We start from the raw sequence: 11,651 nt of genomic DNA, 5'->3' as shown, positions 1-11,651 counted from the left end.
ATCGTGTGAGTCCCCGCGTCCGGTTGTGGTCACCAGCGGTAGTGCGCGAACGCCCGGTTGGCCTCGGCCATCTTGTGGGTGTCCTCGCGACGCTTCACCGAAGCGCCCAGACCGTTCGACGCGTCGAGCAGCTCGTTGGCCAGACGCTCGACCATCGTCTTCTCGCGACGCTGACGGCTGAAGGTCACCAGCCAGCGGAGCGCCAGGGTGTTGGCGCGGCCCGGCTTGACCTCGATCGGCACCTGGTAGGTGGCGCCACCGACGCGGCGGCTCTTCACCTCGAGGGTCGGCTTGACGTTGTCGAGGGCGCGCTTGAGGGTCACGACCGGATCGGTGCCGGTCTTCTCGCGGGCCTGCTCGAGAGCGCCGTAGACGATGCGCTCGGCGGTCGACTTCTTGCCGTCCAGCAGGATCTTGTTGACCAGCTGGGTGACCAGCGGCGAACCGTAGACGGGGTCGTTGATCAGGGGGCGCTTGGGTGCGGGTCCTTTACGTGGCATCGCTTATCAGCTCCCCTTCTTCGCGCCATAGCGGCTGCGGGCCTGCTTGCGGTCCTTGACACCCTGGGTGTCGAGCGAGCCGCGAATGATCTTGTAACGCACACCCGGGAGGTCCTTCACACGACCGCCGCGGACGAGCACCATCGAGTGCTCCTGCAGGTTGTGGCCTTCACCGGGGATGTAGGCGGTGACCTCGACCGAGCTGGTCAGGCGCACGCGGGCGACCTTACGAAGCGCCGAGTTCGGCTTCTTCGGGGTGGTGGTGTAGACGCGGGTGCACACGCCGCGACGCTGCGGGCTCCCCTTGAGCGCTGCGGTCTTGGTCTTCGCAGGCTTGTCGTGACGGCCCTTACGGACCAGCTGATTGATGGTTGGCACTAGGTGTCATTCCTTTGGTTGTTGTCTCGTTGTGGTTGGTGCTCCGGGCAAGCGGTCAGGACCGAATTCGATTCTGGTTGCTTCCACAACTCGCCCCACCAGCACTCACGTGCTGGTCAGTACACTTATCGCTACCCCGAGGTCGGGCGTGTCAAACGCTCGACGACGGTCTCGCATGTCAGCCTGCGGCAGGGCACGCGGACTGGCCCAGCATGTGCCGGGCACCGCCGAAACACTCTACCGATCGAGTTTGCACAGGTCAAAAAAGCAATCCACTACCCCGCAGTCGGCTCGCTCACACCCCGGACCGAGGGGGCCGCGATCCGCTCGCCGATCGGCCCGAATGCCACGCGGCGAGCACTGCGGCAGCCGGATCCGACGTCGGCGGACCGCCGGGTTTGCGCCGGTGGGCGAACCAGGTGTCGACGGCGGTGGCCTGTTGTTCGAGATTGAGCCGGGCGCCGCTCCCGGCCAGAGGAGTCACCGCATAGACGTTCTCCCCCAGGCTGTAGCGCACCTGGAGTGCCGCCGCCTCACCGAGGAAGGCCGACGCCGAGGGGGCATATGCGATCTGCGCGGCATGGGCCAGTTCGTGGACGAGCAACCTCGTGGCCGCCGAGTTCGCCTCAGCCCCTGGGCCGGTCGGGCCGGCGGCAAGCTGAGTGAACCGGTCGCCGAGGTTGCAGTACACCCGGCCGTCGATCCCGGGCACGGTGAACGCCCGACCGTTCATCCCGGACAGGTCGGTGACGACCACCCGACCGAGCCAGTCGGCATCGTCGCCGAAGACGGTCCGCGCCAGCGCGAGTTCGTCGGCGGTCAGCGTGCGCCAGGTGACGGTGCGTCCGACGACGATCGCGGTGACCGTCGCCGACACCAGACCTGCGATCAGCGCCGGCGGTCCCATCCAGATCGACAGGACGACGATGTGTACGCCGACCACCACGCCGAGCGTGCGCGCCGGGCCGAGCGGCTTCCGGCGATCACCGACGATCCGCGCCGCGCAGGCGATGACCCAGCCGAGCACGCGTCCGTAGAGCCTCCCGACGGGTACAGCGATCGCGGCGAGACCGGTCATGAACGCAATCGTCCCCCTGCCCCACCCCTGAGGACAACATGACCTCGGGGTGTCCGCAGGGGGACGTGTGTAGAGCCGGCTGTCGACTAGGGCGTGTTCCACCAGTTGACGGCGGCACGCCAGGCGGCGCCGTGATTGCAGGTGGTGTAGCCGATGTAGGCACCGATGAGGCCGCCGATGATCCAGCCGACGATGACGAAGAAGCCGATGATCAGGCCCCCGATGACATAGGGCGCCGCGCACGGCCAGTCCTTGTTGAGCTGGTACATCATCTTCATGTACGCCTGCTCTTTGGTCATGCGCTTGGACTTCTTCTTGGCGACGGGCTGACGATCGAGCGCGGTGAACTTCGCCGACTTGCCGTCCGCGGAGAGCGCCGACGCGACGTGCACGACCTGTCCGTTGGCCGACTTGAGCGTCAGCGGCACGGTCTCGGTGACCTGGCCGCGCGCATTGACGACCCGGACTTCGTTCGCGGCCTGGTTGGGCACGAACTTTCCGTCACGCAATGTGACGGTGATGGATTCGCCGTTGGGTGCGATCTCCACGTTGGACGCGCCGGTGTTGACACTGCGCACCGGGCTCGCGCCTGCGGTGCCGACCGGTACGAGCAGCAGCGCCACGACGAATGCGGCCAGCAGGCCGAGCAGGGTCGTCACTTTCCTCATGATGTATTCCCTCCCACGCACCGCAGCGACTCTGCGGCGTTCACAGGAGAATCTAAGCATCGCCGGTACCGATCCGACAGATCGGGCGCCGACTACCGGGAAGTATTGGTTCGAACGTACGACTCTTGCACCCCGCGGCGGGTGTCGCGGGCAAACCATCTCCCCCGCAACGGAACTGCGGCGCTAGTGGCCGACCGACACCTTCACCAGGACGATGATCGCCGCGGCGGCGGCGGTGGCGAGGCCGGCGACCACCACCCGCCAGCCGGGTGGATTGCCACGAATCCGTTCGATGACGATCTGGATGGTGGCCATCCGGAGCACGACCAGGGCACCGGCGATGAGTTCGGCGAGTCTCGGTGGCAGCACGTCGACCCAGCCGAGCGCCAGCACCACCGCGGGCCAGATCGTCGACGACACGATCGGCACCGCGTCCCGGAGTTCGTCGAAGGGGGTCTCGCGGAGCGCCTGCGAACCGGCGGGGTCGGCGTGCTGGTGACCTTCCGGCAGCGCCGTGTAGGCCACATAGGCCGAAAAGACATGCGCGAGATAGGTGACGGCACCGGTACCGAGCACGATCAGCGTCGCCACCCCGTCCTCCACCGTGTGTACCGTCGCGACGGCGATGGCGGCGAGCACCAGGATGTTGCCGTACACATAGGCCGACAGTCGGGCCGCGGCCCGGTGCGCCACCAGGGGTCCGCCCCGACGTTCGGTGAGGATCCCCCGCCACCCCGGCAGCCCGGCCCGGCGCCGGGTCGCCGTCGCTTCGTGGTTCATATGTCGAATGCTGACACAGAACGAGCCTCGTGACGGGCTCAGTCGACCGAATGCGGCAGCTTCACCGTGGCACCGCCGCGCTTGGCCGGATTCGACGGCGGCGGGACGACCGGCCCGACGTCGCCGTCGGGTGCGGTGTCGATGTCGACGACGACCGGGGCGTGGTCGCTGGGTTTGGTTCCCTTGCGCGCCTTGCGGTCCACCCATGCCGCGGCCACCCGCCCGGTGATGTCGGCACCCGCCAGGATCAGGTCGATCCGCATGCCGAGGTCCTTGTGGAACATCCCGGCGCGGTAGTCCCAGTAGGAGAAGACCCGCTCGTCGGGCCATCGGTCGCGGACGACGTCACGCAGGCCCAGGTCGCCGAAGGCCGCCAGCGCAGCACGCTCGGGGTCGGTGACATGGGTGTGGCCGACGAAGGAGGCCGGGTCGAAGACATCGGCGTCGGTGGGTGCGATGTTCATGTCACCGCACAGCATCGTCGTCGCCGGGTCGGCGATACCGGCGGCCAGCGCCGCGAGCCACCGCAGCTTGTAGTCGTAGTGGTCGGAGTCGGGTTCACGACCGTTGGGCACATAGAGCGAATAGATGCGCAGCCCCCCGCACACCGCGGATACCGCGCGGGCCTCCGCGGTGCCGGGATCGGGATAGCCGGGCATGTCCGGGAACCCGTTGACGACGTCGTCGAGACCGACCCGGGAGAGCAGTGCGACGCCGTTCCACTGGCCCTGCCCATGATGGGCGACGGCGTATCCGCGTTCGGCGAGCGCCTCGCCGAGCACCTCGTCGAAGGCCTCGTCGGACAGTTTCGTCTCCTGGAGGCAGACGACGTCCGGGCGGCGTTCATCGAGCCAGGGCAGGAATCGCGGGATCCGCTGCTTGACCGAGTTCACATTCCAGGTGGCGATGCGCATGGGTCCACCGTAGTGGTCGGAACTCTCACCTCAGGCAGGCGGATAGAGCGTCGCGCGCAGCATTTCCGCCCAGGTCGCGACGACCTGTGCGCGGCGTTTGGAGTCGTCGGAAAGGGTGTCGGCCAGGCCGAGACCACGAGCGAGATCCAGGGTCACCTGCACCCCTCGGTGGGCTCGCTCGTCGTCGGGTTCGGCACCCAGCGCCGCCATCGTCAGCTGATGGGCAGCGGCACCGAACCTGGCTTCGAGCGGCAGGATCAGTGTGCGCAGCGCGGGATCGGAGGCCGCCGCGGCCCAGACCTGTAGCGCCGCCTTGAATTCGGTGCCCGCATAGATTTCCACGGCACGTTCGACGGCCACCCCCACCCGCTCCGGCCCCTCCGGCATGGTGGCCAGCATGACCGCCGCCGACGCGGTCAGGTCCTCGAAGAGTTGTTCCAGTGCCGCGGTGATCAGCGCCTCGCGGGTCGCGAAGTGATGCTGCGCCGCACCCCGGGAGACGCCGGCCTTCTCGGCAACGGTGGCCACGGTGGCGGCTGCCCAGCCCTGCCCGGCCAGTACCGCGATCGTGGAGGACAGCAATCGCTTCCGGGTCAGCCGCGAACGCTCCTGCTGCGGATTGCGGGTCGAGCCGGTCATCGGCGCCCCCGACCGTCGCGAATCGACTGCACGAGTGGGGACATGACCGGCGACCTCAGTACGACTTGGGCAGACCCAGGCTGGTCTGCGCGACGAAGTTGAGCACCATCTCCCGGCTGACCGGTGCGATGCGGGCGATCCGGGCCAGCGCGAGCATCGGCGCCAGGCCGTACTCACTGGTGAGTCCGTTGCCGCCGAGACAGTGCACAGCGTGGTCGACCAGCTTGACACACGCCTCGGCGGCCGCGAATTTCGCCATATTCGCCGGCTCCGCGGCACCCCAGTCATCGCCGGCATCGTAGAGGGTGGCGGCCTTCTGCATCATCAGCTTCGCCATCTCCAGCGCCACCTTACCCTCGGCGAGCGGATGCGCGATCGCCTGATGGGCACCGATCGGTGTCTTCCATACGGTCCGGTCGTTGACGTAGGAGACAGCCTTGTCCAACGCGAAACGTCCCATGCCGACCGCTGAGGCGGCAGCCATGATCCGCTCCGGGTTCAGCCCGGCGAACAACTGGCTGAGCGCGGCGTCCTCAGAACCGACCAGCGCATCCGCGGGCAGCCGCACGTCATCGAGGAAGAGCTGGAACTGCTTCTCCGGGTTCTGCAGTTCCATGTCGATCATCGTGTAGGTGAAGTTCGGAGCATCGGTCGGCACGATGAACAGGGCGGGTTTGAGCTTGCCGGTACGCGCGTCCTCGGTGCGCGCGACGATCAGCACGGCTTGCGCCTGATCCACCCCGGAGATGAAGACCTTCTGCCCCGACAGCAGCCAATGGTCGCCGTCGCGACGGGCCGTGGTGGTGATCTGGTGGGAGTTCGACCCGGCGTCGGGTTCGGTGATGCCGAACGCCATCGTGATGGTGCCGTCGGCCAGTCCCGGAATCCAGCGCTGCTTCTGATCGTCGGTGCCGAAGCGCGCGATGATGTTGCCGCAGATCGCCGGTGACACGACGAGCATCAGCAACCCGGTCCCCGACGCCGCGATCTCCTCCATCACGATCGACAGTTCGTACATCCCGGCGCCGCCACCGCCGTACGCCTCGGGCAGGTTCACCCCGATGAAGCCGAGTTTGCCCGCTTCGTTCCACATCTCGTCGGTCTTGCGGCCGGTGCGCGCACATTCCCGGAAGTAGTCCTGCCCGTATTTGGCGGCGAAGGCGGACACCGACGCGCGCAATGCGGCACGTTCGGGTGTTTCGGTGAAAGGGCTCTCGATGGTCGTCATCAGTCGGTCTTCCTGTTCGTCGGCGGGCGGGTGTCAGATGTCCGTTGTGCGCGGTGTCACGGCTGATAGCCCAGTCGCTTGGCGGCCAGGCCACGCAGGATCTCGGTGGTGCCGCCGCCGATGCCCAGGATGCGCATGTCGCGGTACTGCCGTTCGACCTCGGTACCGGTCATGTAGCCGAGCCCACCGAAGAGCTGAACTGCCTGGTTGGCCACCCATTCCCCGGCCTCGACCGCGGTGTTCTTGGCGAAGCACACCTCGGCGATGAGGTCGTCGGACGAGGTGACCTTTCGTTCGACGACGGCCCGCGTATAGGTGCGCGCGACGTCGATCCGACGTGCCATCTCGATCAGCGTGTCCTGCACCGACTGCCGCGCGATCAGCGGTTTCCCGAAGGTCTCGCGATCACGGGCCCACTGCAACGTGAGGTCGAGGCAGCGTTGCGCACCGGCGTACGCCTGTACCGCCAGCCCTGACCGCTCGGTCACGAAGGCGGTCGCGATCTGGGCGAATCCGGAATTCTCGGCGCCCACCAGATTCGTCACCGGGACCCGCACGTCGGTAAATGCCAACTCGGCGGTATCCGAACTGCGCCAGCCCATCTTGTCGAGTTTGCGGGTCACGGTGAATCCGGGGCTGTCGGTCTCGATGACGAGCAGCGAGACACCACCGGCACCGGGTCCGCCGGTGCGCACGGCGGTGACCACGAAATCGGCGCGGACCCCGGAGGTGATGTAGGTCTTGGAGCCGTTGACGACATAGTGGTCGCCGTCGCGCACGGCCGTCGTCCGCAGATGACCGACGTCGCTGCCGCCGCCGGGTTCGGTGATGGCGAGGCTGCCGATCATCTCCCCGGCCAGGGTCGGGCGGACCCAGCGGCCGAGTTGATCGGTGTCCCCTGCGGCGATCAGATGCGGCAACGAGATGCCATGGGTGAACAGGGAGGCGAAGACCCCACCCGGCGCACCCGCGTAGTGGAACTCCTCGGCGAGCACGGTGGTGTCGATGAGGTCGCCGCCCGAGCCGCCGACCGATTCGTCGATCCCGATGCCGAACAGACCCAGTTTGGCCGCCTCGCGGTGTAGCTCACGCGGCAGCAGGCCGCCGTCCTCCCAGTCGTCCACGTTGGGCAGGATCTGGCGTTCCACGAAACCTCGGACGGTCGACCGCAATTCGTTGCGTTCGGGGGTATCCCAGATCGGCGAACTGATCGGCACGGTCACTCCTGTTCGTCCGACCTTCGCGGTCGGCATCGGATGTTCTTCGGGAAACAGCGTTGTTCGAGTCGCGTACCGATCAGGCGCCGGCACGTCCGGTGCCCGGCGGCCCGGCGAAGCACTGGGCGATCGATGACCAGGCGTGCGCGTCGTCCCCGACGAACTCCAGCGCCAGTTCGTCGGGTGCGCGGCGCTGGGTCACGAGTTCACAGAAGTCGACCGCGGGTCCACGTATGACGTCGCGTGCCTCGTCGGGTCCCCAGGTCCATACCTCCCCCGACGGCGCGACGATCTCGTATCGGAAGGCGGTTGCCGGTGGTGTGCGGCCGTTGACCAGGTAGGCGTAGTCACGGGTGCGGACGCCGATGTGGACGACACCCTTGATCCGATCGGTGGCGGTGCGCTGAACCCCGAGGGCGTCGGCGATGTCGAGGCCGTGGGCCCACGTCTCCATCAACCGGGCCGTGGCCATCGACGCCGCCGACATCGGCGGGCCGAACCACGGGATCCGCACGCCATCGGCGACGGCCAGTAGCGCTCCGGCGAGCCGCCCGCGGGCCGCACGCCAGTGTTGCAGCAGGTCCGCGGGCGGCAGTTGCGCGCCGGCCGCGGCGGCTTCGTCGACGAAGTGCTCGGCGTTTGCCCCGGCCGCGGCGACCTGGCCGGCGAAGGCCTGCGGGTCGGTGGCCGCGGTGAGTGATACCTCGTCGGTCCACCGCAGGTGGGCGACCTGGTGGGCAATGGTCCATCCGGGCGCGGGTGTCGCGGTGGCCCAGTCGGCGTCGGCAAGCGGGGCGACGAGGTCGTCGAGCTCATCACCTTCCGCGATGAGGTCGTCGACCAACTCGTGCACGATCGGCATGCGAGGAGCGTCACACGCGGGGAAAGAAAAAGCAAGCGCGAATGATTGTTTTAGATCCAGCCAGCGGCCCGCCCGGCCCCGATTCCGCCGGCCCCGATTCCGCCAGCCCCGATTCCGTCAGCCGTAGTGAATGTCGGCGGTACCGCGGGTCAGCAGGGTGTCCCCGTCGGTCAGCGTCACCTCGAAGGAGCCGATCCGCCGTCCCAGCTTGATGGGCACCGCCTCGGCGACGATCTCTCCACCGTGTACCGATGGCGACCGGTAGAAACCGATCGCGAGATCGGCGACGGAGTAGTCCTGTCCGGGCGCGGTATGCGCCTGCCCGGCCAGCGACGCCGCCTGCCCGACGATCGTCGCGATGACCCCGCCGTGCATAGTGCCGAACATGTTGCCCATCCACGATTCGGTCCGAACGGTCAGCCGCAGGACGGCATCGCGCCCCTCCCCGGCGATGTCCACCCGGCCGTTGAGCAGCTCCACCAGAGGCCCGGGCACAAGGGTGCCGCAGGACAGGTGTTCGACGATGTCACGGCCGGTCAGCGAGGAATCGAGGGCGGGCGGCAACACGACCCCCTGTGCAGCTGCCGAGTCCGGGATATCGCCACCGGCCTCATCCTCGACAGAGATGGGCAGTTCCGCGGCCCGGGCGACGACGGTGTTGCGGGCCGTCCCGACGCAGCAGACACGGCCGGTCCCGGTGCGCACCTCGACGGTTGTCACACCCCACTGATCGTCGTGGGCGGCGAGCGTAGAGGTACACGAGAGCCGGTCACCGACGTCGATATGCCCCAGCTTGGACAGCGCCAGTCGCGACTGCAGGGTGAGGCCACCGGTGGGCAGTTGCTGGAGCAGATACGGAATGCCACCGAGATGGTCGAACACCACACCCAACGCGGGTAGGTCGATGCGTCCGCGGTGGTCGGCGAACCGCGCGGTCAGCTGCTGCTCCCCGACGACGCCGAGCTCGCCGGAATGTTCGAGGTTCCCGACCTGAAAGGTGGCCAGCGGCTCGCGAGGGGGTGTCATGGGTCGGTTGTATCAGTCGATCGTCCATTGACCGAAATCCCGTCCGCGGCGTCGATCTGGCAGGGTGGGTGCCGGGTCGGGGATCGGCCGCGTCGTCGTCGAGACCTCGACGTCTTCGACGACACGGCGTTGAGCAGGTCCTTCCACTCCGGTACTGTTCCCACCATTTGTTACCAAAGTGACAGGGGTAAACCAATGTTGCGTCGTATGTCCCTCCTGGCCGGAACCGCACTCGCTGCGGGCACCATCGCCGGACTGACCGTCGGCAGCGCCGGCGCCGCTCCGCAGGGCCTGGCCATCCAGCAGGCGCCGAATATCGGCATCACCGTCTCCGGCAGCCAGGTGACCGGCGGCTTCAGCGCTCTGCTGCAGGCCCTTCCGGCGGCCGACCAGGCCACCACGGTCTCCCTCGACACCACCAAGAAGGCGTGCGCCACCAACCTGCGCGACGCACGTGTCGCCATCAGCTGGCGCAACCCGAGCGCAGGCAAGGCCGGCAGCAAGGTGTTCCCCGCCTGCGGTCAGGCCACGCTCGCCACCGGACCCGGACGCGTGTCCTTCACCACCACGGTGCTCGGCAAGGGCGATCGCACCTTCACCGTCACCCCCGGTTCGGGCTCGTTCCTGCGCTGATCCGCCGCCGGGGTCGCTCCCGCGCGACCCCGGAATGCGCGACCGAGGGGGACTGAGTAGACAGTTCTCGAAATCTGTTCACACACGGTGAGAACAGGTTCTAGATTTGGCCGCATGGCCGACACTGTTACTCAGCTCCTCCTCGCCCGCGCCGATGACGACAACCTCGCCATCACCTATGAGGGTCGCGAGTGGACGTGGCGCGACTACATCGCCGACGCCCGGCGCACGGCCGCAGCGGTCCTCTCGGTCGCCGACCCGACCCGGCCCATGCATGTCGGCACCCTGCTCGGCAACACCCCCGACATGCTCATCGCGCTGGCCGCCGGTGCGCTCGGCGGCTACGTCACCGTCGGCGTGAACAACACCCGTCGCGGCGACGGTCTGGCCGCCGACATCGATCGGGCCGACTGTCAGATCCTCCTCACCGACGCCGAACATCGTCCGCTCCTCGACGGCCTGGATCTGCCGGGCGTGACCGTCCTGGACACCTCGTCAGCGCAGTGGGCCGACCTGCTGGCGGGCGCGGGTGAGCTGAATCCACACTCGGTTCCCACCGCCACCGACGTCTTCATGCTCATCTTCACCTCCGGGACGAGTGGGAATCCGAAGCCGGTTCAGTTCGCGCACATGCTGATTCCGTTCGCCGGTCCCTATCTGGTGGAGAAGTACAGCATCGGTCCCGGTGACGTCTGCTACCTGTCGATGCCGTTGTTCCACTCGGCCGCACTGATGGGCGGATACTGCGTGGCGCTGTGCGGGGGCGCCGCGATGGCCCCGGCGAAGTTCTCCGCGTCGACCTTCCTATCCGACATCCGGCGGTATGGCGCAACGTACATGAACTACGTCGGTAAACCCCTGGCCTACATTCTGGCCACACCGGAACAGCCCGACGACGCCGACAATCCGCTGCGGGTGGCCTTCGGCAACGAGGCCACCGACCGCGACATCGACGACTTCTCCCGCCGTTTCGGCGCCACGGTGTGGGACGGTTTCGGATCCACCGAGTTGGCGATCATCATCACCCGCGAACCCGGCACCCCGGCCGGTTCCATCGGCAAGGGCGCGGCGAATGTCGGCGTGTACAACGCGGCGACGCTCACCGAATGCCCCCGTGCCGAATTCGACGAGAACGGCGCACTGATCAACGCCGACGAGGCCATCGGCGAACTGGTCAACGTCGAGGGCGGTGGCATGTTCATGGGCTACTACAACGACGCCGACGCCACCAACGACCGCCTCCACGACGGGATGTACTGGTCGGGTGACCTGGCGTACAAGGACGCCGACGACTGGGTCTACCTGGCCGGCCGAACCGGTGACTGGATGCGGGTCGACGGGGAGAATCTGGCGGCCGGCCCCATCGAGCGAATCCTGTTGCGCATCCCCGAGATCAACCGGGTCGCCGTCTACGCCGTCCCCGACGAGCATGTCGGGGACTCGGTGATGGCCGCCGTCGTACTCCAGGAGGGCGCCGAGCTGTCCCCCGAATCCTTCGCCGAACAGCTTGCCGCGCAACCAGATCTGTCCCCGAAAGCCTGGCCCCGGTTCGTGCGGATCGCCCCCGACCTGCCCACCACCGCAACCAACAAGATCCTCAAACGCAGCCTCAAATCCGAGGGCGCGACCGCGGGTAACGGCCACCTCTGGGAACGTGCCGCCCGATCGAGGACATATCAGGACGCCTTCGCCGCCGGCGGCGTGCGGTAGCGCGGCGGGATCGTCGTC

Annotated in this window: 13 protein-coding genes; 2 read left to right on the top strand and 11 right to left on the bottom strand. The window is 67.6% G+C overall.

The features are described 5' to 3' along the window. Positions 1-29: 29 nt before the first annotated feature. The 11 genes from rpsG to QSJ18_RS14015 form a co-directional block, all read right to left on the bottom strand. Positions 30-500: a 30S ribosomal protein S7 gene (gene rpsG / locus QSJ18_RS14065; RefSeq protein WP_006434721.1), complete on the bottom strand. Its 471-nt coding sequence runs from the start codon at positions 498-500 to the stop codon at positions 30-32. Positions 501-506: 6 nt separating this feature from the next. Then, positions 507-878: a 30S ribosomal protein S12 gene (gene rpsL, locus QSJ18_RS14060; RefSeq protein WP_286327153.1), complete on the bottom strand. Its 372-nt coding sequence runs from the start codon at positions 876-878 to the stop codon at positions 507-509. Positions 879-1,173: 295 nt separating this feature from the next. Beyond that, positions 1,174-1,956, bottom strand: coding sequence for a hypothetical protein (locus QSJ18_RS14055; RefSeq protein WP_286327152.1), 783 nt, complete (start codon positions 1,954-1,956; stop codon positions 1,174-1,176). An 86-nt stretch (positions 1,957-2,042) separates the two neighbouring features. After that, positions 2,043-2,624 (bottom strand): DUF456 domain-containing protein, encoded by a 582-nt coding sequence (locus QSJ18_RS14050; RefSeq protein WP_286327151.1) that lies wholly within the window; start codon positions 2,622-2,624, stop codon positions 2,043-2,045. Between the two features lie 183 nt (positions 2,625-2,807). Then, positions 2,808-3,404, bottom strand: a complete 597-nt coding sequence (locus QSJ18_RS14045) for a hypothetical protein (protein ID WP_286327150.1) — start codon at positions 3,402-3,404, stop codon at positions 2,808-2,810. 38 nt (positions 3,405-3,442) lie between these two features. Continuing rightward, positions 3,443-4,318: an exodeoxyribonuclease III gene (locus QSJ18_RS14040; RefSeq protein ID WP_286327149.1), complete on the bottom strand. Its 876-nt coding sequence runs from the start codon at positions 4,316-4,318 to the stop codon at positions 3,443-3,445. 30 nt (positions 4,319-4,348) lie between these two features. Beyond that, entirely contained in the window at positions 4,349-4,957 is a 609-nt protein-coding gene (locus QSJ18_RS14035) for a TetR/AcrR family transcriptional regulator (protein WP_286327148.1), read from the bottom strand. A 55-nt stretch (positions 4,958-5,012) separates the two neighbouring features. Next, positions 5,013-6,185 (bottom strand): acyl-CoA dehydrogenase family protein, encoded by a 1,173-nt coding sequence (locus QSJ18_RS14030; RefSeq protein WP_286327147.1) that lies wholly within the window; start codon positions 6,183-6,185, stop codon positions 5,013-5,015. 56 nt (positions 6,186-6,241) lie between these two features. Next, the gene (locus QSJ18_RS14025; protein WP_286327146.1) at positions 6,242-7,402 is read right to left on the bottom strand and encodes an acyl-CoA dehydrogenase family protein; all 1,161 of its coding nucleotides are present in this window, start codon (positions 7,400-7,402) and stop codon (positions 6,242-6,244) included. A gap of 79 nt (positions 7,403-7,481) precedes the next feature. Beyond that, a complete protein-coding gene (locus QSJ18_RS14020) occupies positions 7,482-8,264 on the bottom strand; it encodes a TIGR03084 family metal-binding protein (protein ID WP_286327145.1) in 783 nt (260 codons plus the stop codon). 117 nt (positions 8,265-8,381) lie between these two features. Next, on the bottom strand, positions 8,382-9,290 hold the full coding sequence (locus QSJ18_RS14015) for a PaaI family thioesterase (RefSeq protein WP_286327144.1): 909 nt from the start codon (positions 9,288-9,290) through the stop codon (positions 8,382-8,384). A 207-nt stretch (positions 9,291-9,497) separates the two neighbouring features. Between QSJ18_RS14015 and QSJ18_RS14010 the strand changes: the two genes are divergently transcribed. Beyond that, on the top strand, positions 9,498-9,923 hold the full coding sequence (locus QSJ18_RS14010; RefSeq protein ID WP_286327143.1) for a hypothetical protein: 426 nt from the start codon (positions 9,498-9,500) through the stop codon (positions 9,921-9,923). A gap of 114 nt (positions 9,924-10,037) precedes the next feature. After that, a complete protein-coding gene (gene fadD1 / locus QSJ18_RS14005; RefSeq protein ID WP_286327142.1) occupies positions 10,038-11,633 on the top strand; it encodes a fatty-acid--CoA ligase FadD1 in 1,596 nt (531 codons plus the stop codon). Positions 11,634-11,651 lie beyond the last annotated feature (18 nt).

It is taken from the genome of Gordonia heveisoli (assembly GCF_030315745.1).
GTDB lineage: Bacteria > Actinomycetota > Actinomycetes > Mycobacteriales > Mycobacteriaceae > Gordonia.
Note: the sequence above shows the minus strand (reverse complement) of the source record. Positions and strands in the feature narration are given on the sequence as shown.